Genomic DNA, 22,225 nt, shown 5'->3' with positions numbered 1-22,225 from the left:
CATGAGCACGACCACTTCCGAGGCGCTCTCGGAGACGACCCTGCTGCGGTTCGCGACCGCGGGCTCCGTCGACGACGGCAAGTCCACCCTCGTCGGCCGGCTGCTGCACGACTCCAAGTCGGTCCTCACCGACCAGCTGGAGGCCGTCGAGCGTGCCTCCGCGTCGCGCGGCCAGGAAGGCCCCGACCTCGCGCTCCTCACGGACGGTCTGCGCGCCGAGCGGGAGCAGGGCATCACGATCGACGTGGCGTACCGCTACTTCGCCACGGCCAAGCGGCGGTTCATCCTCGCCGACACGCCCGGCCACGTGCAGTACACCCGCAACATGGTGACGGGTGCCTCCACGGCCGAGCTGACGGTGATCCTCATCGACGCCCGCAACGGCGTCGTCGAGCAGACCCGGCGGCACGCCGCCCTCGCGGCGCTGCTGCGGGTGCCGCACGTGGTCCTCGCGGTCAACAAGATGGACCTCGTCGACTACCAGGAGTCCGTGTTCGCCGCGATCGCCGAGGAGTTCACGGCGTACGCGACCGAGCTGGGCGTCCCCGAGGTCACCGCGATCCCGATCTCGGCGCTCGCGGGTGACAACGTGGTGGAGCCGTCCGCCAACATGGACTGGTACGGCGGCCCGACCGTCCTGGAGCACCTGGAGACGGTCCCGGTCACCCACGATCTGAGCCACTGCCACGCGCGCCTGCCCGTGCAGTTCGTCATCCGCCCGCAGACCGCCGAGCACCCCGACTACCGGGGGTACGCCGGTCAGATCGCGGCCGGTTCCTTCCGCGTCGGCGAGGCGGTCACCGTGCTGCCCTCGGGGCACGCCTCGAAGATCGCCGGCATCGACCTGCTCGGTCAGCCCGTCGACGTCGCCTGGACCACGCAGTCGGTGACCGTCCTCCTGGAGGACGACATCGACATCTCGCGCGGCGACCTCATCGTGCCCAGCAAGGACGCGCCGCCGACCACCCAGGACATCGAGGCGACGGTGTGCCACGTCGCCGACGCCCCGCTGACCGTCGGCCACCGCGTGCTGCTCAAGCACGGCACCCGCACGGTCAAGGCGATCGTCAAGGACATCCCCTCCCGCCTCACGCTCGACGACCTGTCCCTGCACCCGCACCCGGGACAGCTCGTCGCCAACGACATCGGCCGGGTGAAGATCCGCACCGCGGAACCGCTGCCGGTGGACTCCTACGCCGACTCGCGGCGCACGGGCTCGTTCATCCTGATCGACCCGAGCGACGGCACCACGCTCACCGCGGGCATGGTCGGCGAGTCGTTCGCCTCCCCCGAGCCCGTCAAGGACGCGGCCGAGGACGACGGGTGGGACTTCTGACATGAACTCCACGGACTACTTCTCCACGTTCGCCAAGGAGGGCGGCCGCGTCGGCAGCGGTGACCTCGGCAGCGGACAGGGCGGAGTCGCGCGATGTGCGCGATGACGTACGCGCACTGCCTGCGCGCCCTGTCCCCCCACCCGACGTCCCGGAAGCGACGAAGACCTGCCGACCTCCCGGCCACGACCTGAAAGACCGTGACCGCCGGGCCTCCGAGAGGAACACCTCCCGTGCCTGTCAACCGCTCAACCTTCCTTCGCCGCGGCGCTGCCGTGGTCGCCGCTCTTCCGCTGCTGGCGCTCGGCGCCTGCGGGTACGGGTCGGACTCCAAGGACGACGACTCCAAGGCGAAGGTCGCCGCCGGCTCCGAGAAGATCGACGGACTCGACTCCGTCAAGATCGGCTACTTCGGCAACCTGACCCACGCCACCGCGCTGGTCGCCAACCAGAAGGGCTACTTCCAGAAGGAGCTCGGCGCCACGGAGGCGAAGTACCAGGTCTTCAACGCCGGCCCGTCCGAGATCGAGGCCCTCAACTCGGGCTCCATCGACATCGGCTGGATCGGCCCCTCCCCGTCGATCAACGGCTACACCAAGTCCAAGGGCACCAACCTGCGCATCATCGGCGGTTCGGCGTCCGGCGGTGTGAAGCTCGTCGTCAACCCCAAGAAGATCAAGTCCCTGAAGGACGTCAAGGGCAAGAAGATCGCCACCCCGCAGCTCGGCAACACGCAGGACGTGGCGTTCCTCAACTGGATCGCGGACCAGGGCTGGAAGGTCGACGCCGAGAGCGGCAAGGGCGACGTGTCGGTCATCCGCACCGACAACAAGGTCACCCCGGACGCCTACAAGGCCGGTTCCCTCGACGGCGCCTGGGTCCCGGAGCCGACCGCGTCGAAGCTGGTCGCCGAGGGCGCGAAGGTGCTGCTCGACGAGTCGGACCTGTGGCCGGACAAGAAGTTCGTGATCACGAACATCATCGTGTCGCAGAAGTTCCTCAAGGCGCACCCGAAGGCGGTCGAGGCGGTCCTGAAGGCCTCCGTCGAGACCAACAAGTGGATCAACGCCAACCCGGACGAGGCGAAGGCCGCGGCGAACAAGCAGCTGGAGGCCGACTCCGGCAAGGCGCTCCCGGCCGAGGTCCTGGACCCGGCGTGGAAGTCCATCCAGTTCACCAACGACCCGCTGGCCTCCACCCTCAACACCGAGGCGGAGCACGCGGTGAAGGCCGGTCTGCTGGAGGACCCGCTGCTCAAGGGCATCTACGACCTGACGCTGCTGAACAAGGTTCTCAAGGCCGACGGTGAGAGCACCGTCGACGACGCCGGGCTCGGCGTCAAGTAAGCCCTGATTCCCGAGAGTTCCCAGGAGGTGACGACCATGGCCACCGCGATTGCCAAGGCCGAGCAGGCCGAGTCGGTCGAGTACGCCGCCCGCATCGAGCATGTCTCGAAGTCCTTCGGCGGCCCCGCCGGGCAGCAGCTCGTCCTCGACGACATCACCCTCGATGTCGCGCCGGGCGAGTTCGTCACCCTCCTGGGGGCCTCGGGCTGTGGCAAGTCCACGCTGCTCAACCTGGTGGCGGGTCTCGACGACCCGAGCGCCGGCAGCATCAAGACCGACGGGCGACCGGCTCTGATGTTCCAGGAGCACGCCCTGTTCCCGTGGCTGACCGCGGGCAAGAACATCGAACTCGCCCTGAAACTGGGCGGAGTTCCGAAGAACGACCGGCGCGCCCGCGCCGAGGAACTGCTCGAACTGGTCCGGCTGCAGGGCTCGTACGGCAAGCGGGTGCACGAGCTGTCCGGCGGTATGCGCCAGCGGGTGGCGCTCGCCCGGGCGCTGGCCCAGGAGAGCCGGCTGCTGCTCATGGACGAGCCGTTCGCGGCGCTGGACGCGATCACGCGGGACGTGCTGCACGACGAACTGACCCGGATCTGGGAGGAGACGGGACTGTCCGTCCTGTTCGTCACGCACAACGTGCGCGAGGCGGTGCGGCTCGCGCAGCGGGTCGTCCTGCTGTCGTCGCGGCCGGGCCGGATCGCGCGCGAGTGGACGGTGGACATCCCGCAGCCGCGCCGCATCGAGGACGCCCCCGTGGCCGAACTGTCCCTTGAGATCACCGAACAACTGCGTGGGGAGATCCGCCGTCATGGCCAGCAGTGACACCAAGTCGGGCCTGACCGACACGCGCCAGGCGCGGGCCGACGGCAACCATCAGATCGCCGGTCTGGAGGCCGGTCTGGACGCCCTGGAGATCGTCGCCACCGCGCGGACGCCCTTCACGGTGACCGCCCGCACCAAGCTCCTGCCGCCGCTCGTGGCGACCGCCGTGGTGCTGGTGATCTGGCAGGGGCTGATCACCTTCAACATCGTCACCGACCCGACCAAGCTGCCCTCCCCCAGCGACGTGGCGACCGAGTTCAAGGACGCCTGGCTGGAAGGCAAGCTCCTCGGCTACATCTGGACCAGCGTCGAGCGCGGTCTGCTCGGCTTCCTGCTGGCCCTCGCCATCGGCACCCCGCTCGGTCTGGTCGTGGCCCGGGTGAAGTTCGTCCGGGCGGCCATCGGGCCCGTCCTCTCCGGCCTCCAGTCGCTGCCGTCGGTGGCGTGGGTGCCGCCGGCCGTGCTGTGGCTGGGCCTGAACAACTCGATGATGTACGCGGTGATCCTGCTCGGCGCGGTCCCCTCCATCGCCAACGGTCTCGTCTCCGGCATCGACCAGGTGCCGCCGCTGTTCCTGCGGGCGGGCCGCACGATGGGCGCGACCGGCTGGAAAGGTGCCTGGCACATCGTGCTGCCGGCCGCGCTGCCCGGCTATCTCGCCGGTCTGAAGCAGGGCTGGGCCTTCTCCTGGCGCTCGCTGATGGCGGCGGAGATCATCGCCTCCTCGCCCGACCTGGGCATCGGTCTGGGCGCGCTCCTGGAGAACGGCCGCAACGCCAGCTCCATGCCGATGATCTTCGAGGCGATCTTCCTGATCCTGTTCGTCGGCATCGCCGTCGACCTGCTGATCTTCAGCCCGCTGGAGCGGCGGGTGCTGCGCAGCCGCGGTCTGCTGGTGAAGGGGTAAGTCCGTTGTTCAGGAAGCCCGTTCTCCTCGTCATCGCCCACGGCAGCCGCGATCCGCGGCACGCCGCGACGGTGCACGCTCTCGTCCGCCGGGTGCGCGCGCTGCGCCCGGACGTACGGGTGGAGACGGGCCTCCTGGACTTCAACATCCCGTCCGTCCAGGGGGTGTTGGAGTCACTGGCGGCGGAGGGCGTACGCGATGTCGTCGCCCTTCCCCTCCTGCTGACCCGCGCGTTCCACGCCAAGGCGGACATCCCGGCGGTGCTGCGGGACGCGCCGCCGCAGCTGCGGATCCGGCAGGCCGAGGTGCTCGGTCCGTCGCCGTTGCTGCTGTCCGCCCTCGAACGGCGGCTGTACGAGGCGGGGCTGACGCCCGCCGACAAATCCTCGACCGGGGTCGTGCTGGCCTCGGCGGGGTCCACGGACCCGGAGGCGATCGCAGTGATCGCAGACATCGCGCGGGAGTGGCGGCACACCGGTTGGTGCGCCGTGCGACCTGCGTTCGCCTCCGCTGCTCTTCCTCGGACCGAGGACGCGGTACGGGAGTTGAGGGCGCTGGGGTGTTCCCGGGTGGCCGTCGCTCCGTATGTGCTTGCTCCCGGATTTCTGCCCGACCGGATCGCGCGGGGTGCGGTGGAGGCGGATGTGCTGGGGGATGTGCTCGGGGCTTCGGCTGAGGTGGCGCGGGTTTTGCTGGAGCGGTATGACGAGGCTCGGGTGCCTTCGCTGGCCGTCGTGGGCGCGTAGTCGTCTGCGGGCCGTGGGGGCTGGTCGCGCCCACACGGCGGAGCCGCACATCGATACAGCCCCGCGCCCCCTCAGGTCTCTAGCGGCACAGGGCGTTTCCCAGTGCCGTACGCGCGTACCGTACGACCCTCCCGTTGCGCGTTCTGCTGAGCAGTCCCGCGTCGTACAGCACCGCCAGATGCTGGCTGACGGCGCCCGGCGTGACATTCAGGCGGTGGGCCAGTTCGGTCGTCGAGGCGGGGTCCGCGAGGAGCAGCAGGAGTCGGGCTCTGGGGCGGCCCAGCAGCCGGGCCAGGGCGTCGTCGGTGACCGGCGGCGGTTCCGCGGAGAGCGTGGCGCTGCCGCGGGCCGGATAGATGATCGTGGGCGGCCGGGCGGGGTCGATCAGCGGCTGGGCGCCGCGGGCGAACAGGGACGGCAGCAGCACGAGCCCCCGACCTGCGATGCTCATGTCGGTCCACGGCGCCTGGAGCATGAAGTCGTCGGTGGAGAGCCGGAGTTGGCCGTCCACCCAGCTGAGCCGCCGGTCGAGCCCCGCGAACAGAGCCCCGGCGCCCTGCTCGGCGAGCACCCGGGCCTGGTGGGCGAGGTCGGCCTCCATGATGCTCTGCACGCGCGGCCACCAGTCGGCGGCCAGGCAGGCGTGCCAGTACGCGTCGAGGGCGGCCACGATCCGGTCGAGGAAGCGGTCCGGCTCGGCCAGTCCGCGGGCGACGACCGGCGGCAGCGCGCTCTCGGTGCGGTAGGCGGCCCGGAAGTCGGAGTCGAGGAGGTGCGGCGGGGTGGCGCGGAGCCGGTCGAGCTCGTCGGCGAAGGCGGGGCGGGCGCGTTCGGGGCGGGGGGTCAGACAGTCCGGCACCCACAGCCAGGGCGTGGTCAGCGCGCTGAGCAACTCGTGGTCGAGGGCGTCCAGGCGGGGGCGGATGCGGCGCAGCCACGGCCGGTGGTGGGGGTAGCGCGCGGGGTCGTGCAGACAGCGCAGGGAGAACACCGTCTCCTGGAGCGGGGAGTACGCGAAGGAGGTGGTGGCGAGGTCGTCGACGGCGAAGCGGAACTCGATCATTGAGTGCCACGCTAAATCATTGTCGGTGCGATGCCGCCCCCGGGTGTGATGTCCGCATGACCACGACACCCGTCACCACCCCCGCCGCGGACCCCGCCGCCGCCCCCGAGCCACGCCCCTCCCGGCTCCCCACCGACCCCACGCTCCGCCGCGCCGCCCTGCTGACCGCCGCCAACTCCCTCGGCAACGGCCTCTACTTCCCGCTCGGCGTCCTGTACTTCACCCGTATCGTCGGCCTCGACGCGACCTCGGTCGGCCTCGGCATGACGGGCGCGGGGCTGGTCGGCGTCGCGGCCGGGGTGCCGGCCGGCCGGGCCGCGGACCGGTGGGGCGCCCGGCGCGTGGGGGCGTGGCTGTGGGCCGGGACGGGCGTGGCGACGGCCGCGTACGTCTTCGTGCACTCGTACGTCGGTTTCCTCGTCGCGGTGGTCTGCGCCACCGGGCTCCAGATGGCGAGCCGCGGGGTGCAGGGCGCGATCTACGCCGATGTGCTGCCCGCCGCTACCCGGGTGGAGGCGCGGGCGTATCTGCGGATGGTCACCAATGTCTTCATGGGCGTGGGCGGCGCGTTCGGCGCGATCGCCCTCCAACTCGACACGAGGGGCGCGTATGTGACGGTCATTCTGGTCAACGCGGTGTCCTTCGCGGGTCCCGCGCTGCTGCTGCCCCGGCTGCCGCTGGCCCCGCACGCCCTGGACCGCAAGGCCCCCGAGCCCGGCGCCCCGGCGGCCGACCGCTGGCGTGCGGTGCGCGACCTGCCGTTCCTCGCGGTGACGGTGCTGAACGCGATCCTCGTCGTGCAGTACACGCTGTCGGAGGTCGGGCTGCCGCTGTGGATCGTGCAGCGGACCGAGGCACCGCGCTGGACGGCGGCCCTGCTGATGATCCTCAACTGTGTGCTGGTGGCACTGCTCCAGGTGCGGGTGGCCCGCAGCGCCTCCCAAGTCCCCACCGCGGTCCGGGCGATGCGCTGGTCGGGGCTGCTTCTCACGGTGGCCTGCGCGGCGTACGCGGTGTCGGCGGGCCTGTCCCCGGTGTGGGCGGTGCTGGCGCTGACGGTCGGCGCGATCGTGCAGGTCTTCGCCGAGGTGTTGTCGGCGGCGGGCGGCTGGACCCTCGGCTACGAGCTGGCCGACGCCCGCGTCCACGGTGTCTACCAGGGTGTGTTCGGCGCGGGCATGTCGGCGGGCATGATGGCGGGCCCCGCCCTGGTCACGGTGACCGCGATCCAGCACGGCAGGGCGGGCTGGGCGATCCTCGGCGTCCTATTCGCCGTCGCGGGCCTCGCGGTGGGCCCGGCGGTGACGTGGGCGCTGCGGAACGGGGAGTGGCGGGGCGACAAGGCCTAGTCGAAGCTGAGCCCTCCGGTCCGGGTGCGCTTGAGTTCGAAGAAGTCGGGGTCCGTGGCCAACACCCGGAAACTGTCGAAGAGTTGCGCCGCCCGGGCACCCCGCGGGATCGCCCGCAGCACCGGCCCGAACCACACCGTGCCGTCGACGTGCAGCGTGGGTGTGCCCACATAGCCGCCGGAGTCGGGCTCGACGCCCGCCTCGTGGCTGCGGCGGACGGCCTCGTCGTACCCGGTGTCGTGCGCGGCGGCGGCGAGATCGCCCGCGAGCCCGAGCTCGGCGAGGGACTCGGTGACGACGGCGTCGAAGTCCTCCTGCTTCCGCTCGTGGATACGGGTGCCGAAGGCCGTGTAGAGGTCACGGAGCACCTTCTCCCCGTGGCGTTCCGCGGCTGCCACGGCGACCCGCACCGGACCGATCGACTTGTCCACCAACTCGCGGTACCAGTCCGGGAGTTCATTGCCGATGTTGTGCAGGTACAGGCTCATCGCGTGGAAGCGGAGGTCGAGGGGGCGCTCCCGCTCGACCTCCAGCAGCCAGCGGGAGGTGATCCAGGCGAAGGGGCAGGCGGGGTCGAACCAGAAGTCGACGCGGGTGGGTTCTGCGGTGGTCATGATGTCGACGGTAATGGCTCATTGGCCCAGTGTCCTGGTCCAATCAGGCGCTGTTCCAGTGGTCCACTTCTTCTCAAGCGCCCCTTGAGTGGTCCACTTCCTCCCCCGCGAGCCGGACCAGCTCCCCCACCGGCATCGACCCCGGCGCCCGGTGCTCCCGCGCGCAGGTGTTGGCGAGCCGCTGGAGCAGGTCGTTGAGCGGGGTGGGGACGCCGTGCAGGCGGCCGAGGAGGGCGATCTCGCCGTTGAGGTAGTCGGCCTCGATGGTGCCGGTGCCGCGGTTCAGGGACTGCCAGGAGGAGCCGCCGCGCGGGACGCCGTCGAGCGGCTCGAAGGTGATCTTGTCGCCGCGGGCGGCCCGTTCCTCCTCGGCGCTCACATACGCGATGCCGGCGGCGTCCAGCACGGCCGCGCCCTCGGCCCGTGTGCGGGCGACCAGGTCCTCCGCCTCCGGGGCGGACACCGGGCCGCTCACGGCCTCCACCGCGTTGACGAGGTTGGCGAGCAGTTTGGCGTACTGCCAGCGGGCCACGTCCGGCACGACCGGCGCCTCGAAGTGGGACCTCTCCAGGTCGGCGGCGATCAGACGGGCGGTCTCGTCGGTGCCGTGCGGGTGGCGGCCGAGGTGGAGGATGCCGCTCAGCGGGGCGCTGGCGGCGCTGACGACGCCGGGCTCGACGAGCGTGCAGGGCAGCCAGACGCAGACGCCGTACACCCTCCGGAACGTCCGCAGGGCCAGCCGCTGGCTCTCCACGCCGTTCTGCGCGCAGACCACTGGCAGCCGCTCGGCGGCCGTGCCCCCGCCTGCGACCGGGGCCGGCCCCCAGGTCCGCAGCGCGGCCTCGCTGTCCTGGGTCTTCACGGCGAGGACGAGCACGTCGTCGGCGCGCAGGTCGCCGAGTTCGGCCGGTCCCTCGACGACGGGCAGCCGATGGGTGAACTCCCCGTCGGGCACCAGGAGTCGCAGCCCGCGCTCACGCAGCGCCGCCCGGTGCGCGCCCCGCGCCACGAGCACGACCTCGTGCCCCGACCCGGCGAGCCGCCCACCGACGACGCCTCCGACCGCTCCTGCCCCGATGATGATGTAGCGCATGCTCCGAGCCTCGCACAGTTGACCTTGCCCCTGGGTGAAGGATCAGAGTCCCCGGCATGGACGACTATCTGGGCCAGACGGTCTTCAGCGACCCCGGCGATCTCGACGTCGGCATGCTCCCGGCGGACCCCGGCCAACTGGCCTCCCTGGTGCGCGGGTTGATCATCCACCGGCTGGAGGGACCGCGCCTCGGCTACGACATCCCGCAGGACCGGCTGCACGAGGACGCCGAGTCGCGGTACGTCACCGAGATCCTGCGCGTCCTGCGCGAGCGCCGGGACGTGCCGCTCACCGAACAACGGGCGCCGCACGAGCGGTTCGTGGGCACCTGCCGGGACTTCTCGCTGCTGCTGTGCTCGCTGTTGCGGGCCACGGGGACCCCGTCCCGCATCCGTGGCGGCTTCGCGACCTACTTCGTGGAGGGCTTCCTGGAGGACCACTGGGTCACCGAGTACCGGCTGCCGGACGGGAGTTGGCGGCTGGTCGACCCGCAGGTGCTGCACCCGTCGTACGAGGTGCCGTTCGATCCGCTGGACGTGCCGCGGGCCCGGTTCCTGGTGGCGGCGGAGGTCTGGCGGGGCTGCCGGGAGGGGCGGATCGATCCCGCGCGGTGCGGTTTCCACTCGGTCGACCGGCTCCGGGGGCTGTGGCTGGTCCGCGCGCGGCTGCTCCAGGACCTGGCCGCGCTCGGCGGGGTGGAACTGCTGCCCTGGGACGGCTGGGGTCCCCGCCAGGTCATGGACGACGCGGATCTCACCGCCGAGGACCTCGCGCTCATGGACGCGGCGGCACGCGACGGGGAGCCGGTGGCCGTGCCGGACGCGATCACCTCGTACACGACCTACACCGGCGTCCGGCAGATCACTCTGCGGCGGTCATCTCCACCAGCTTGAGCACGGTGTTCCAGTTGCGGCTCGTGGCGATCAGGCCCTTGTTCACGCGGGGCTTGGCGAGTTGCTCGGCGAGTTTGGAGCGGCCCAGGCCGTCGGGGGCGTACAGGTACAGGGCGCGGTCGCCGAGGCGGAACTCCTCGGGGAGGAAGGCCTGTTGGTCGATGCCGGCGAAGCGGTCCGCGTCGATGGGGGCGGAGAAGTACGTGACGTGCAGCTGCTTGGCCTCCAGTTCGGCGGCCGGGAAGGGGCAGTCGTCGGCGATCGCGGCGAGGTAGGCGTGGTCGCGGACGATGACGTCCACGGAGAAGCCGAAGGTCTTCTCGATCGCGGCGGTGATCTCGGCCGCGAGGGACTCCTCGTCACCGTGGTCGGCGGTGAAGACCGCCTGGCCGCTCTGGAGGTAGGTCCGCACCCCTGAGTGTCCGAGGCCCTCCATCAGGGTGCGCAGGTCGGCCATCGGGACCTTCTTCGCGCCGACCACGTTGATCCCGCGCAGCAGCGCCGCATACGTCGTCATGCGCTCACCATAGGACGACCGTGTGTAGTTGTAGGGGACATACTCCTCCCCAGTGCGGAGACGGCCCTGGTCCGCGAGGACGAGCCGCTCACCTGCACTTCACCGGGGAGCACGACGTGATGGCTTTATCCGGCCCATACCTTCGAAACGAAAGGTGGCGGCAGGGGGTCGCGACCGCGGTCGAGGGGGCAAGCCCGTCATGGGGAACGGAGAAACAAGGGTGCGGGGCCTGGCGGCCCGGGCCGGCGGCTGGAGTGCCCGGCACCGCTGGGCCGCGGTCGGCATCTGGGTGCTGTTCGTGGTCCTGGCCATGGGCCTCGGTTCGGCGGCGGGCCGGGTCGACGTCAAGGACAGCGACCAGCTGAAGGGCGAGACCCACACCGCCGCGAAGATCATCGAGGACGCCGGGATCGACGAGCCCGCCAGTGAGACGGTGCTCATCCAGGCCAAGGACGCCGGCGGAAAGGCGACCGACGCGGACTTCAGGGCCGCCGTCGCCGCCGTGATGAAGGCGGTCGAAGGCACCGGCAAGGTCACCGACGTGACCTCGCCGTACGACACGAAGACGATCTCGAAGGACGGCCGCAGCGCGCTCGTGCAGTTCGACATGCGCGGCGAGGCGGACACCGCGGGCGACCGGGTCGAGCCGGTACTGAAGGCCGTGGAGGAGGTGCAGAAGGAGCACGGGTCGCTGCGGATCGAGGAGATCGGCGGCGCGAGCATGATGAAGACGTTCTCCGACGCGTTCGGCGACGACTTCGAGAAGGCCGAGCTCTCCGCCGTGCCGGTGGCCCTCGGCATCCTGCTCATCGCCTTCGGCGCGCTGGTCGCGGCCCTGCTGCCGGTGCTGCTCGCCGTCAGCGCGATCATGGCGACGATGGGTCTGATGGGCATCGTCAGCCATGTGATGCCGATGAGCGACACCGCCAACTCCGTGATGCTGCTGGTCGGTCTGGCCGTGGGCGTCGACTACTGCCTGTTCTATCTGCGCCGGGAGCGCGAGGAGCGGCAGGCCGGGCGGGACTCCCGGACCGCCCTGCGGATCGCCGCCGCCACCAGTGGCCGCGCGATCATCGTCTCGGGTGTCACGGTGTGCGTGGCGATGGCGGGGATGCTGTTCACCGGGCTTGCCGAGTTCGAGGCGATGGGCCTGGCCTCGCTGATGGTCGTGGCGGTCGCCATGGTCGGTTCCGTGACCGTGCTGCCCGCGCTGCTGTCACTCCTTGGCGAGCGGGTCGAGAAGGGCAAGATCCCCTGGCTGCACCCGGAGAGCCGGCTGCGTCGCAAGCGGGCCGGGAACCGGGAGAGCCGGTTCTGGACCGCGGTGCTGAAGGGCGTCCTCGCCAAGCCGCTCGTCTACGTCGTGGTCGCCGCCGGTGCCCTGCTCGCCATCGCGGCCCCCGCGCTCGGCATGAAGACCCAGAACCTCACCCTGGACCAGGAGTTCGGCGACTCGCTGCCGATCGTGCAGACCTACAACAGGGTCAACGCCTCCTTCCCCGGAGGTTCCGAGCCGGCCGAGGTGATCGTCAAGGCCGCCGACATCAACGCCCCCGAAGTCACCGCCGCACTGGCCGACTTCAAGGCGCGGGCGATCTCCTCGGGCGCCTCCCGGGGCCCGGTCGAGATCAAGCTGCACGATGCGCAGAACCTCGCCTTCGTGTACGTCCCGCTGGTGGGCGGCTCCGACTTCGACAAGGCCGGTCAGAGCCTGGACAAGCTGCGCGACGAGGTCCGTCCGGCCACCCTCGGCAAGGTGGAAGGGCTCCAGGCGCCGATCACCGGACAGGTCGCCGGGTCCAAGGACTTCAACGACCAGCTGACCGGAGCGGTCGTCCCGGTCTTCGCGTTCGTCATCATCTTCGCCTTCGTCCTGATGCTGCTGTCGTTCCGCTCGCTGACCGTCGCGATCACCTCGATCGTGCTCAACCTGCTGTCGGTGGGCGCGGCCTACGGAATCCTCGTCGCGGTCTTCCAGCACGGCTGGGGCGCGTCCTTGGTGGGCGCGGAGGGGGTCGGCGCCATCATCACCTGGCTGCCGCTGTTCCTCTTCGTGATCCTGTTCGGCCTGTCGATGGACTACCACGTGTTCGTGGTCTCGCGGATCCGTGAGGCCCGACTGAAGGGCCGTACGACGAAGGACGCGATCCAGCACGGCGTGGTCACCACGGCCGGCGTCGTCACCAGCGCCGCCGTCATCATGGTCGCCGTGTTCGCCATCTTCGGGACGCTGTCCATGCAGTCCATGAAGCAGATGGGCGTGGGCCTGGCGGCCGCGGTGCTCATCGACGCGACGATCATCCGGGGTGTGCTGCTCCCGGCGGTCATGGCCCTGCTCGGCGAGCGCAACTGGTACCTGCCGAAGTGGCTGCACCGGCTGCCCGACCTCACGCACGACGAGGCGGCGGACGTCGTGGCGCACGAGGTGGAGGAGCCTGTCCGGGTGTAACGCCCGCGGCGGACACGCAGGGCCCGTTGGTCACCGGGGAGCCAACGGGCCCTGCGCGTTGTGTCATCGGGCTTTACCGGGCGGGCGGTTGGGCCTTCGCTATCGGGCGGGCGGTTGGGCTTTCGCTATCGGGCGGGCAGTTCGGCCTCGATGAGGTCGGCTGCCCGCCGTGTGCCGCCCTCCTCGGCCATCCCGGCCTGGATGTCCTTCAGCCGCCGGGCGACCTCGGGGTCGTCGACAAGGGCGAGAGCCAGGGCCCGCAGGGTCTCGGCGGTGGCCTCCTCGGTGGCGACCTGCCGGGCCACGCCCAGCGCCTGGAGCATGTCCGCGTTGCCGAACTGGTCCACGGCCTGCGGTACGGCGATCATCGGCGTGCCGGTCGCGAGGCCCTCCTGGCTGCCGCCGGCGCCGGCGTGGGTGACGAACAGGTCGGCCTGCCGCAGCACCGCCAACTGCGGTACCCACGAGGCCACTTCGACGTTCGCCGGGATGTCCCCCAGCTCGGCCGGGTCCACGCTCGCGCCGATCTGGAGCACCAGATGCCAGCCGGGCAGCTCGCCGAAGGCCTTCACGCACTCCCGGTAGAAGCCGGGCTGCTTGGTGAAGGCCGACCCGAGCGACACGAGCACGACCTTGTCCACGCCGGCGGGCCGCTGCCACTCCCCCTCCGCGCCGCGGTCGCCCTGGCAGGCGCCGACGAAGGAGTACACGCGCTCGTCGACCCGGTCGGCGTGCGGCTGAAGGGCCTTGGGGATGAGGACGATCGACCGGTCGGGCCGGCCGGCGAACCGGTCGGGGTGCAGGGTGATCCCGTTCTCCTCCAGCCAGCCCTGGAAGCGGGCGTAGTACGCCTGCCCCCGCTCGGTCTGCTTCGGCTCCGCCCACATCGGCTCGGCGACCTCCTCCTCGTAGCCCTCCCAGGCCACGAGGTTGGGCGAGAGCGAGACCGCGGGCACGCCCCAGCGGTGGGCGAGCACCCGGGCCGGGTAGGAGGTGATGTCGTGCAGGACGAGGTCCGGTTCGTCCCCCTCGTACGCCTCGATCAGCTGGGGCAGCGCCTGGACGGCGTCGGCGAGGAACGGTTCGACGTTGTCGAGGAGGGTGCTGCCCCATTCCTCCGGGTCGGCGCCGGGCCCGGGCAGGGTGGAGTTCCAGAGCCGGGGCTCGGCGCCGGTCGCGGCGACCTTCTCCGCGAACACCGGCGGGATCGCGTACGTCACCCGGTGGCCGCGTGCGACGAGCTCGCGGATGACGTCGAGGCTCGGGTTCACGTGGCCGTGGGCGGCGACGGAGAACATGGCGATGTGTGCGGGAGTGGTCATGCCGTCCAAGCTAGGCGAGACGAGACGTCTCGTGCAACTAATTAAGACGCGTGTGCAGCCGCAGCCGCTGCGCCGGGCTGCGGTCAGCGTTGGTAGCGGGCGAGGACCAGGTTGCCGTCCTTCTCCAGGCGGGCGCGCAGTTCGTCGAGGTCGATCGCGCCGCTGTAGTACTCCTGGAACGCCGGGGTGGCGACCTTGTCCTTCCACTCGGGGTAGCCGCGCACGGACTGGGCGGGCGCCGAGCGGAGGTGGGCGGCGAGGGCGGTGCCGGTGGCCCAGCCGTTCTCGGCGGTGTGCAGGGCGGGGTCCTTCAACGCCTGAGTGCCCGTGGGCAGCATCCAGTCGCCGAGCGCGAGGCGCACCATGTTCTTCGGCCGGAGGAGGAAGTCGACGAACTCCATCGCCTCCTTCTTGTGGGGGCTGTCCTCGGCGACGGACAGCGTCTGCGGGCTGACGCCCTGGCTGAGCCCGTCGACGCCGGCCGGGGCGGGCAGCACCTGCCACTCGAAGCCCTTCGGCGCCTGCTGCGCGATCTGCTGGCGGTAGGAGAAGCCGAGCGGGACCATCGCGTACTTGCCGCCGAAGAAGCCGGGCAGGGTGTCGGAACCGCCGCTGCCGAGGGTGGTGGGTGAGGCGCTGTGGTCGGTGTTCGCCTGGTCGTGGATGGTTCGCGGGACGACCTCGTCGCCCTTCCCGAACCGGATGGTCACCTTGCCGTCGGCGCCCCGGTGGAAGAGCTGACCGCCCGCCGACAGGGACAGGTTGAGGGTGGCCGAGACGGGTTCCTTGAGCGGCCAGGCGACGCCGTACGTCCCGTCGCCGCTGAGCTCCTCGGTGATCCGCCGGAACTCGGGCCAGCTCCAGGGCCTGCCCGGCGTCGGAACGCGCACACCGGACTCCTCCAGCCACTTCGCGTTGGCGACGAGCACCCGTGGCTCCTGGAGGAACGGCACGCCGTAGACGCCGTCCCCGAAGGTCGTCGTCTCCCAACTGCGCTGCGGGATGTCGGACTTGAGCCGGGCGGGCAGCAGGTCGGTCAGGTCGGCGAGATAGCCGCCGTAGGCGAAGTCCGCGAGGTCGTCGGAGGCGTCGTGGATGATGTCGGGGGCCTCGCCGCCCTCGAAGGAGGTGAGCAGCTGGTCGTGGACGCTGTCCCAACTGCCCTGGACGTACTCGACCTTGACGCCCGGGTGGGTCGCGTTCCACTCCCGCACCAGCTGCTTGTTGGCCGCGACGGACTCCTCCTGCCAGGCCAGGGACTGGAAGCGGAGGGTGACGGTGCCGTCGTCGGAGGTTCCGCCACCGCCGGTGCAGGCCGTCAGCAGGAACAACAGGACCAGGATCGCCTTCGTCCGCATCAGCTCTTCACCGCCCCGGCGAGCATGCCGCTCGTGATCCGCCGCTGGATGAGGGCGAAGACGACCAGCGAGGGCAGCGTCGCGAGGAACGCGGCGGCGGCCAACGGGCCCAGGTCGGCGACGCCCTCCGCGCCGATGAAATGGGTGAGGACGACCGGCAGGGTCTGTTTCTCCGGGGTCTTCAGCAGGACCAGCGCGAAGAAGAACTCGTTCCACGCGGTGATGAACGCGAACAGCGCCGTCGCCACGATCCCCGGCGCCAGCAGCGGCGCGGTCACCGACACCAGCGTCCGCAGCCGCCCGGCGCCGTCGACGGCCGCCGCCTCCTCCAACTCCTCGGGCACCGCCCGCACATAGCCGACCAGCATCCACAGCGCGAACGGCAGCGCCCACACCACGTACACCAGCACCAGCCCGAACAGCGAGTTGATCAGCCGCAGGTTCTTCAGCACCAGGAACAGCGGGATGATCACCAGCACCAGCGGGAACGCCTGGCTGACCACCACCCACCCGGTCGCCGCCCGCGCGAGCAGGCCGCGCCGCCGGGCCATCACATACGCGAGCGGTGTCGCGATCAGTACGGCGATCAGCGCGGCGCCGAGCGCGGCGAGCAGGGAGTTGCCCGCGGCGCGCAGCAGCGGCTGTTCGTCGAAGGCCTGCCGGAAGTTGTCGAGGGTGGGGTCGCGCGGGATCCAGGTGGGGTGCAGACTGCCCAGTTCCCGGGGGGACTTGAAGGCGATGGAGAGCAGCCAGAGGAACGGGAAGGCGAGGAAGACGAGATAGCCGAGCAGGGCGGCGTACTGTCCGACGCGGCCCGCGGTGCTGGTCCTCATGCCTCGTCACCGCCTTTCAGCCGGCCCGCCAGGAAGACGGCGAGCAGCACCGAGATCACCGCGACCATCACGCATCCCATGGCCGCCGCGTAGCCGAACTGGCCGTAGCGGAAGGCCTCTTCGTAGGCGAACAGCATCGGCAGCCGGGTGCGGCCGCCGGGTCCGCCGCTGGTCAGGACGTAGACCAGGGCGAAGGAGTTGAAGTTCCAGATGAAGTTGAGCGCCGTGATCGCGAGCGCGACCGGTCTGAGGGCGGGCCAGGTGACCGTGCGGAACCGGCGCCAGGCGCCCGCGCCGTCCATCGCCGCCGCCTCGTGGAGTTCGCGCGGGGTGTTCTGGAGGCCGGCGAGCAGGGCGACCGTGGTCTGCGGCATGCCGGCCCACACGCCGACGACGATGACGGCGGGCAGGGCGGTGGACAGGCCCGCGAGCCAGTCCCGGCCGTCGCCGAGGCCGAGGTCGCGCAGGGTCTCGTTGAGGACGCCCGCGTCGGGGTTGTAGACGAGCCGCCACATGACACCGACGACGACCTCGGGCATGGCCCACGGGACGATCGCCAGCGCGCGGGCGAGCCAGCGCAGTCTGAGGTCCTCGTTGAGCAGCAGCGCGAGGCCGAGCGCCAGCAGGAACTGCGGCACGGTCACCCCGACGGCCCACACCAGGCCGATTCGGAACGACTCCCAGAACAGCGTGTCGTGCAGCAGGTCCTGGAAGTTGAGGCCGCCGATCCACTGGGTGGACCGGGTGCGCCCCGACTGGGCGTCGGTGAACGCCAGCAGGATGCCGTAGAACAGCGGTCCGACGCTCAGGACGAGGATCGGGATCAGCGCGGGCAGCACCAGGAACCAGGCGCCGCGGTCCACCGCCCCGCGGCCCCCCTCGGCGCGTGGCGCACCGCGCGTCGACCGCTTCGTCGCGGTCAGCGATGTCACGTGATCGGCTCCTTCGCACGGCTCGGGACGCTCCGGGTCCGGCGGGCCCCGGTCATGGTCGTGAAGGGGGTGTGCGCCGTCAAGGCACCGTGCACACCGTCCGACCTGTACGAATGCGAGACTGGGCGCCGGATGGCGGGAACTCGACGCCCGGTGCGCGCTGCGCGCGCGTACAGCGGCGGGAACGGGACACGGAGGCGGACGATGGACGAGGCACGGGCGCGCGAGGTGCTGGCCGAGGCGGCGGTGCTGCCCGGGGCGGCCGGGGAGGCGCGGCTGCTGGCGCTCGGCGAGAACGCCGTGTTCGCCGCCGGTGACCTGGTCGTCAAGGTGGGCCGGGACGCCGAACTCCTGGACCGGGCGCGCCGGGAGCTGGACATCGCGCTGTGGCTCGCCGAGGCCGGGGTGCCCGCCGTTCGGGCGGCCGAGCCGAAGCCACTGCTCGTCGCGGGGCACCCGGTGACGGTGTGGCACCGGATGCCCGACGCCGTACGGCCCGCCGAGCCCCGGGATTTGGCCGAACTGCTACGGGTCGTCCACGCCCTGCCCCTCCCCTCCTTCGCACTGCCGCCCCGCGAGCTGCTGGGCGGCGTGGAACGCTGGCTGCGGCTCGCGGGCGACGCGATCGACCCCGCGGACGCGGCCTATCTACGGGAGCGCCGGGACGGCTTCGCGACGGCCGCCGCCGCGCTCACCCCGCACCTGCCGCGCGGCCCCATCCACGGCGACGCGCTCCCCCGCAATGTGCACGTCGGCCCCGACGGTCCGGTCCTGGTCGACCTGGAGACCTTCTCCGCGGACCTGCGCGAGCACGACCTGGTGGTGATGGCACTGTCCCGGGACCGGTACGGGCTCCCGGCGGCGGCTTACGACGACTTCACCGAGGCGTACGGCTGGGACGTGTGCGAGTGGGAGGGCTGCTCGGTGCTCCGGGGCGCCCGGGAGACGGCGAGCTGCGCCTGGGTGGCCCAGCACGCGCCGAGCAACCCGCGGGCGTTGGCGGAGTTCGAGCGGCGGGTGGCGTCGCTCAGGGACGGCGACGAGACGGTGCGCTGGTATCCGTTCTGAGCGTGGGGGCGGGACGGGTCAGACCGTCTCGTCCGCCGTCAGCTCCCGCAGCGGCCAGGTCCCGTCCACCACGGCGTCCGTCTCTCCCTTGCGGCGCAGGAAACTCTGGAAGTCCGCCGCCCATTCCGCGTACCAGGTGATCTGGCTGCGGTGCAGGTCGGCCGGGCCGAGGGCGGCGATCTTGGGGTGGCGGTCGGCTATCGCGCAGGCGAGGCGGGCCGCCGCGAGGGCGTCGGCGGAGGCCTCGTGGGCGGAGTCGAGCGGGACTCCGTACTCCCCGCAGACGGCTTCGAGGTTGCGCTTGCCGCGGCGGTAGCGGTCGACGGCGCGGTCGATCGTGTACGGGTCGACGACCGGGGCAGGGTCGACGCCGCCGAGGCGGTCGCGCAGGGACGGCAGGCCGTGGCGGTGCAGTTCCGCGGAGAGCAGGGTCAGGTCGAAGGCCGCGTTGTAGGCGACGACCGGGACGCCTGTCTTCCAGTAGGTCGCGAGCACGTCCGCGATGGCGTCGGCGACCTGGTCTGCGGGCCTGCCCTCGGCGGTCGCGCGTTCGTTGCTGATGCCGTGGACCGCGACCGCGTCCGCCGGGATCTCCACGCCCGGATCGGCGAGCCACTCGCGGTGGCCCATGACCTGCCCGGCCCTCACCTCGATCACGGCCCCCGTGACGATGCGCGCCTCGCGCGGATCGGTCCCGGTCGTCTCCAGGTCGAAGCCGATCAGCAGCTCCCGGTGCCAGCCCATGGGTGGTCCCCCTTCTTGGTGGTGCTTTCCCCCAGTGGTCTCCACGATCCCATGCGCCACTGACAATCAGAGGATCGCGTTCCGGTTACCGCACCGCGGGGGACGTTCACGACACCGGACGCGAATCCACCCAAGTCATCTCGAACTCCTCGCGATACGTCGGGAAAAGACCGCTCTCGTCGATCTCGCCCGGTTTGACGACCTTGTTCCCGTTGCGCAGCACCAGCACCGGTGCCTCCATCCCCCGCGACCGCCGCAGATAGGACTGCACGACGCCGACCCCGTCCGCGCCGTCGCCGTCGACGAGGTAGGCGGAGAAGCGCGGTGTCTCGTCGTAGACCTGGATCTCGAAGGCGCCCGGGTCGCGCAGCCGGGAGCGCACCCGGCGCATGTGGAGGATGTTCATCTCGACGGCCCGGCTCAACTCACCGCGTTTCATGCCCAGTTCCCGCTCGCGCCGCTTGACGGCGCTGGACGCGGGGTTCAGGAACAGCAGCCGCACCCGGCAGCCCGCCTCGGCGAGCCGCACCAGGCGCCGGCCGGAGAAGTTCTGCACGAGGAGGTTGAGTCCGATGCCGACCGCGTCGAGGCGGCGGGCGCCGCCGAAGATGTCCTCGGCGGGGAACTGGCGCAGCAGCCGCACCCGGTCGGGGTGCACGGCGACCACGTCCGCGTACCGGTCGCCGACGAGGTCCTCGACCGCGTCCACGGGCAGCCTGCGCGCGGAGGGGACGTCTCCGCCCGCGCCGAGTATCTCGAGCAGACGCGCCGAGGCCCGTTCGGCCTGGCTCAGCACAGCCTCGGACAGGGCCCGGTTGCGGGAGACGACGTTGCGGGTCACTTCCAGTTCGTCCAGGGCGAGTTCGACGTCCCGGCGCTCGTCGACGTAGGGCTCGAAGCACGGCCAGTGCTGCACCATCAGCTCCCGCAGCTGCGGCAGCGTGAGGAAACTCAGGACGTTGTCGTCGGCCGGGTCGAGCAAGTAGCCCTTGCGGCGGCTGACTTCGCGTACGGCGACCGCGCGCTGCACCCATTCCTGGCCGGCCGGGCCGGCGGCGGCCACCACCCAGTCGTCGCCGTGGACGGGTTCGTAGATGGGACGCAGAACAGCGGCCACGACCGCGCGCAGCCGCTGTTCGACCAGGTTCAGCCAGATGTAGGCCCGGCCGGCTCGCTGGGCGCGCGTACGCACCTCACGCCAGGCGTCGGCGTCCCAGTCCAGCTCCGGCCCGATGGAACCGGCGGCGTCCATGGGCCGGGCCAGCGACACCGTGCCGGGCGGGACGTCTGCGGAGTTCCCCTCGTGACCCTCGTCACCAGGGGGCAACTCCAGCCCTCCCGAGCCCACCCGCGCACCGCCTTCCGCTCCCCCGAGCTCTCCCCGTGCCAACGATCAAGGAAGGGTACTCCGGGAGTGGTCGGCGGTGCAGCCGGATGGACAGGGTCGTTTCTCAACTACCGCCTGTGTAGTTGCCGTTCTGCCCGGCGAGCTCCGCCGGAGTGAGCGGATTCATAGCGGTGACGTCGCGCGGGACGATCGAGAAGCCCTGCCAGTGCACCGGCATCGGCTGCTGGTCCTCGTCGCGGGCGATGTGGTGGAAGCCGACGTTGACCCAGGCGACCGGGTGCGTGAGCGTCTGGCCGTTGACCCACTTGTCCACGGACTTGGGGTGGTCGCGGTCGCAGCGCGGGTTGTTGCTGGAGAACAGCTCGCACTTGTCGTACTGGGTGAAGTAGATGTCGTGCTTGGTGTAACTGCGGCCCGGGTAGCGGGTGGTGGGGCCGGGGACGAACTCGTAGGACCGCGCGTGGTCGTCCTTGTTCTTGCCGGTCGCGCTGACCATCCGCCACCAGCGGTAGGTCTTGGCGTCGCCTGCGAGCTCCTTGGTGACCTTGGTGCGGGTGGTCTTGACCGTGGGGGTGTCCGCGCCGCGCGGGGTGAGCGTCGAGTCGTACTGCTCGACCCGGTTCTTGGTGGAGCCGTCGAGGGCGAAGTCGAGCCGCCAGAAGACGTTGTGGGTGTGGCTGGTGGCCTTGTCCTTGGCGGCGCCCTTGCCGATGGGCCAGCCCTTGCCGTCGCCCGCGTCGTAGTCGAACGGCGAGAGGGTGCCGGTGGCGCCGACGTTCATGTTGATGGTGCCGTCGTCCTGGAACCGGTACTCGGTCATGTACTCGTACCAGCCGACCTGGTTGACCGCGTAGACGAGGAAGTCCTTGCCCTGGGCCTGGTAGACCTTGTTCGCGGTGTCGCCCTGCATGCGGTAGGCGTGTCCGCGGGACCGGGTGGTGGTGCACAGGCCCTTGACGTTGGGGTTCTGGTCCGGGTACGGATCCGGGATCTTGACGGTCTTGATGGTGCCGCCGGGACATTCGGCGGGCGCCAGGTTCATCAGGTACTTGGCGAAGTCCTGGCCCGTCAGGTCGTCGTACTCGGCCCGCCCGTCGTCGTACGGGACGTGGATCTGGCCGAGCCGGGCGCTGTTGAGGACCTTGATCGGGGCCGGCTCGCCCTTGGGCTGGTAGGTGATGTCGTCCAGGACGAGCCCGGCCATGCTGTCGTAACGCCAGCACATCCGCCAGGTGGTGCCGCTGGCGAGCTTCTGCTCGATGCGGTAGGCGGCGCTGCAGTCGGGCGCGGCCGCGGCGGCGCTCTGCGGCTGCGCGGTGGCCGGTCCGGCTCCGGTGGTCAGTCCGGCGGCCAGCGCGGCGACGGCGAGGCCGAGGGCCGCCGTCCGGCTGCGGGCGTGGCTGATTCTGTTGGCGCGCATGAAGAAAGTGACTCCCTTGCAGGAGGTGCGAGTTCGAAAAGTGGACGGAGGCCGGCCCGGCAAGGGA

Annotated in this window: 19 protein-coding genes and 1 pseudogene; 9 read left to right on the top strand and 11 right to left on the bottom strand. The window is 71.0% G+C overall.

Translation table 11 applies throughout. The annotated features are described in order from the left end of the window. The first annotated feature begins 1 nt into the window (after nt 1). The 5 genes from CRP56_RS33025 to CRP56_RS33000 all read left to right on the top strand — a co-directional run bounded on the left by CRP56_RS33025 (nt 2) and on the right by CRP56_RS33000 (nt 5,155). A complete protein-coding gene (locus CRP56_RS33025) occupies nt 2-1,336 on the top strand; it encodes a sulfate adenylyltransferase subunit 1 (RefSeq protein WP_097270250.1) in 1,335 nt (444 codons plus the stop codon). A 231-nt stretch (nt 1,337-1,567) separates the two neighbouring features. After that, nucleotides 1,568-2,680 (top strand): aliphatic sulfonate ABC transporter substrate-binding protein, encoded by a 1,113-nt coding sequence (locus CRP56_RS33015; protein ID WP_097270248.1) that lies wholly within the window; start codon nt 1,568-1,570, stop codon nt 2,678-2,680. A 36-nt stretch (nt 2,681-2,716) separates the two neighbouring features. Then, nucleotides 2,717-3,502 (top strand): ABC transporter ATP-binding protein, encoded by a 786-nt coding sequence (locus tag CRP56_RS33010; RefSeq protein WP_097270246.1) that lies wholly within the window; start codon nt 2,717-2,719, stop codon nt 3,500-3,502. Beyond that, nucleotides 3,489-4,409 carry an ABC transporter permease gene (locus CRP56_RS33005; protein ID WP_097270244.1) on the top strand — a complete coding sequence of 307 codons (921 nt, stop codon included), beginning with the start codon at nt 3,489-3,491 and terminating at the stop codon, nt 4,407-4,409. The genes CRP56_RS33010 and CRP56_RS33005 overlap by 14 nt, the downstream gene beginning before the upstream one ends. Nucleotides 4,410-4,414: 5 nt before the next feature. Next, nucleotides 4,415-5,155: a sirohydrochlorin chelatase gene (locus tag CRP56_RS33000; RefSeq protein ID WP_097270242.1), complete on the top strand. Its 741-nt coding sequence runs from the start codon at nt 4,415-4,417 to the stop codon at nt 5,153-5,155. 79 nt (nt 5,156-5,234) lie between these two features. Here the strand turns inward: CRP56_RS33000 and CRP56_RS32995 are convergent, their stop codons facing one another. Then, nucleotides 5,235-6,218 carry an ArsR family transcriptional regulator gene (locus CRP56_RS32995; RefSeq protein WP_218877995.1) on the bottom strand — a complete coding sequence of 328 codons (984 nt, stop codon included), beginning with the start codon at nt 6,216-6,218 and terminating at the stop codon, nt 5,235-5,237. A 56-nt stretch (nt 6,219-6,274) separates the two neighbouring features. Here CRP56_RS32995 and CRP56_RS32990 point away from each other — a divergent pair, with 56 nt between their 5' ends. Beyond that, nucleotides 6,275-7,567: an MFS transporter gene (locus tag CRP56_RS32990; RefSeq protein WP_097270240.1), complete on the top strand. Its 1,293-nt coding sequence runs from the start codon at nt 6,275-6,277 to the stop codon at nt 7,565-7,567. On the opposite strand, the gene CRP56_RS32985 is transcribed toward CRP56_RS32990, so the two are convergent. After that, on the bottom strand, nt 7,564-8,181 hold the full coding sequence (locus CRP56_RS32985; RefSeq protein WP_097270238.1) for a mycothiol-dependent nitroreductase Rv2466c family protein: 618 nt from the start codon (nt 8,179-8,181) through the stop codon (nt 7,564-7,566). The genes CRP56_RS32990 and CRP56_RS32985 overlap by 4 nt on opposite strands. Nucleotides 8,182-8,254: 73 nt before the next feature. Beyond that, the gene (locus CRP56_RS32980; RefSeq protein WP_097270236.1) at nt 8,255-9,274 is read right to left on the bottom strand and encodes a ketopantoate reductase family protein; all 1,020 of its coding nucleotides are present in this window, start codon (nt 9,272-9,274) and stop codon (nt 8,255-8,257) included. A 56-nt stretch (nt 9,275-9,330) separates the two neighbouring features. Between CRP56_RS32980 and CRP56_RS32975 the strand changes: the two genes are divergently transcribed. Beyond that, entirely contained in the window at nt 9,331-10,167 is an 837-nt protein-coding gene (locus CRP56_RS32975; protein WP_097270234.1) for a transglutaminase-like domain-containing protein, read from the top strand. On the opposite strand, the gene CRP56_RS32970 is transcribed toward CRP56_RS32975, so the two are convergent. Then, the gene (locus tag CRP56_RS32970) at nt 10,136-10,684 is read right to left on the bottom strand and encodes a DUF1697 domain-containing protein (RefSeq protein ID WP_097270232.1); all 549 of its coding nucleotides are present in this window, start codon (nt 10,682-10,684) and stop codon (nt 10,136-10,138) included. The two genes, CRP56_RS32975 and CRP56_RS32970, sit on opposite strands and share 32 nt — an antisense overlap. 199 nt (nt 10,685-10,883) lie before the next feature. Here CRP56_RS32970 and CRP56_RS32965 point away from each other — a divergent pair, with 199 nt between their 5' ends. Beyond that, nucleotides 10,884-13,133, top strand: a complete 2,250-nt coding sequence (locus CRP56_RS32965) for an MMPL family transporter (RefSeq protein WP_097270230.1) — start codon at nt 10,884-10,886, stop codon at nt 13,131-13,133. A 125-nt stretch (nt 13,134-13,258) separates the two neighbouring features. Here CRP56_RS32965 and mgt read toward each other — a convergent pair. The 4 genes and pseudogenes from mgt to CRP56_RS32945 all read right to left on the bottom strand — a co-directional run bounded on the left by mgt (nt 13,259) and on the right by CRP56_RS32945 (nt 17,578). After that, nucleotides 13,259-14,492 (bottom strand): annotated as a pseudogene (mgt, locus tag CRP56_RS32960) (macrolide-inactivating glycosyltransferase). Nucleotides 14,493-14,538: 46 nt separating this feature from the next. Then, the gene (locus CRP56_RS32955; protein WP_097270226.1) at nt 14,539-15,813 is read right to left on the bottom strand and encodes an ABC transporter substrate-binding protein; all 1,275 of its coding nucleotides are present in this window, start codon (nt 15,811-15,813) and stop codon (nt 14,539-14,541) included. Continuing rightward, nucleotides 15,813-16,646: a carbohydrate ABC transporter permease gene (locus CRP56_RS32950; RefSeq protein WP_097270224.1), complete on the bottom strand. Its 834-nt coding sequence runs from the start codon at nt 16,644-16,646 to the stop codon at nt 15,813-15,815. Before CRP56_RS32950 ends, CRP56_RS32955 begins: the two co-directional genes overlap by 1 nt. After that, complete coding sequence (locus CRP56_RS32945; RefSeq protein ID WP_097270221.1) at nt 16,643-17,578, bottom strand: carbohydrate ABC transporter permease; 936 nt, start codon at nt 17,576-17,578, stop codon at nt 16,643-16,645. The genes CRP56_RS32950 and CRP56_RS32945 overlap by 4 nt, the downstream gene beginning before the upstream one ends. Before the next feature lie 204 nt (nt 17,579-17,782). Here CRP56_RS32945 and CRP56_RS32940 point away from each other — a divergent pair, with 204 nt between their 5' ends. Beyond that, entirely contained in the window at nt 17,783-18,646 is an 864-nt protein-coding gene (locus CRP56_RS32940; RefSeq protein ID WP_097270219.1) for a phosphotransferase enzyme family protein, read from the top strand. A gap of 18 nt (nt 18,647-18,664) precedes the next feature. On the opposite strand, the gene CRP56_RS32935 is transcribed toward CRP56_RS32940, so the two are convergent. The 3 genes from CRP56_RS32935 to CRP56_RS32925 form a co-directional block, all read right to left on the bottom strand. Beyond that, nucleotides 18,665-19,390 carry a 3'-5' exonuclease gene (locus CRP56_RS32935; protein WP_097270217.1) on the bottom strand — a complete coding sequence of 242 codons (726 nt, stop codon included), beginning with the start codon at nt 19,388-19,390 and terminating at the stop codon, nt 18,665-18,667. A gap of 106 nt (nt 19,391-19,496) precedes the next feature. Then, nucleotides 19,497-20,738 carry an SAV2148 family HEPN domain-containing protein gene (locus CRP56_RS32930; RefSeq protein WP_097270215.1) on the bottom strand — a complete coding sequence of 414 codons (1,242 nt, stop codon included), beginning with the start codon at nt 20,736-20,738 and terminating at the stop codon, nt 19,497-19,499. 103 nt (nt 20,739-20,841) lie between these two features. Further along, nucleotides 20,842-22,158 carry a copper amine oxidase gene (locus CRP56_RS32925; RefSeq protein WP_097270213.1) on the bottom strand — a complete coding sequence of 439 codons (1,317 nt, stop codon included), beginning with the start codon at nt 22,156-22,158 and terminating at the stop codon, nt 20,842-20,844. Nucleotides 22,159-22,225 lie beyond the last annotated feature (67 nt).

Source organism: Streptomyces sp. TLI_55, assembly GCF_900206255.1.
In the GTDB taxonomy this organism is placed as follows: domain Bacteria; phylum Actinomycetota; class Actinomycetes; order Streptomycetales; family Streptomycetaceae; genus Streptomyces; species Streptomyces aquilus.
The sequence above is the reverse complement of the archived record's forward strand: the minus strand, read 5'-3'. Positions and strand labels throughout refer to the sequence as shown.

What these genes read in the sequence shown, in the direction of transcription:
- CRP56_RS33025 (WP_097270250.1), top strand. Translation starts at nt 2, where the DNA reads ATGAGCACGACCACTTCCGAGGCGCTCTCGGAGACGACCCTGCTGCGG.
- CRP56_RS33010 (WP_097270246.1), top strand. Translation starts at nt 2,717, where the DNA reads ATGGCCACCGCGATTGCCAAGGCCGAGCAGGCCGAGTCGGTCGAGTAC.
- CRP56_RS33005 (WP_097270244.1), top strand. Translation starts at nt 3,489, where the DNA reads ATGGCCAGCAGTGACACCAAGTCGGGCCTGACCGACACGCGCCAGGCG.
- CRP56_RS32995 (WP_218877995.1), bottom strand. Translation starts at nt 6,218, where the DNA reads ATGATCGAGTTCCGCTTCGCCGTCGACGACCTCGCCACCACCTCCTTC.
- CRP56_RS32990 (WP_097270240.1), top strand. Translation starts at nt 6,275, where the DNA reads ATGACCACGACACCCGTCACCACCCCCGCCGCGGACCCCGCCGCCGCC.
- CRP56_RS32985 (WP_097270238.1), bottom strand. Translation starts at nt 8,181, where the DNA reads ATGACCACCGCAGAACCCACCCGCGTCGACTTCTGGTTCGACCCCGCC.
- CRP56_RS32980 (WP_097270236.1), bottom strand. Translation starts at nt 9,274, where the DNA reads ATGCGCTACATCATCATCGGGGCAGGAGCGGTCGGAGGCGTCGTCGGT.
- CRP56_RS32975 (WP_097270234.1), top strand. Translation starts at nt 9,331, where the DNA reads ATGGACGACTATCTGGGCCAGACGGTCTTCAGCGACCCCGGCGATCTC.
- CRP56_RS32970 (WP_097270232.1), bottom strand. Translation starts at nt 10,684, where the DNA reads ATGACGACGTATGCGGCGCTGCTGCGCGGGATCAACGTGGTCGGCGCG.
- CRP56_RS32965 (WP_097270230.1), top strand. Translation starts at nt 10,884, where the DNA reads ATGGGGAACGGAGAAACAAGGGTGCGGGGCCTGGCGGCCCGGGCCGGC.
- CRP56_RS32955 (WP_097270226.1), bottom strand. Translation starts at nt 15,813, where the DNA reads ATGCGGACGAAGGCGATCCTGGTCCTGTTGTTCCTGCTGACGGCCTGC.
- CRP56_RS32950 (WP_097270224.1), bottom strand. Translation starts at nt 16,646, where the DNA reads ATGAGGACCAGCACCGCGGGCCGCGTCGGACAGTACGCCGCCCTGCTC.
- CRP56_RS32940 (WP_097270219.1), top strand. Translation starts at nt 17,783, where the DNA reads ATGGACGAGGCACGGGCGCGCGAGGTGCTGGCCGAGGCGGCGGTGCTG.
- CRP56_RS32935 (WP_097270217.1), bottom strand. Translation starts at nt 19,390, where the DNA reads ATGGGCTGGCACCGGGAGCTGCTGATCGGCTTCGACCTGGAGACGACC.
- CRP56_RS32925 (WP_097270213.1), bottom strand. Translation starts at nt 22,158, where the DNA reads ATGCGCGCCAACAGAATCAGCCACGCCCGCAGCCGGACGGCGGCCCTC.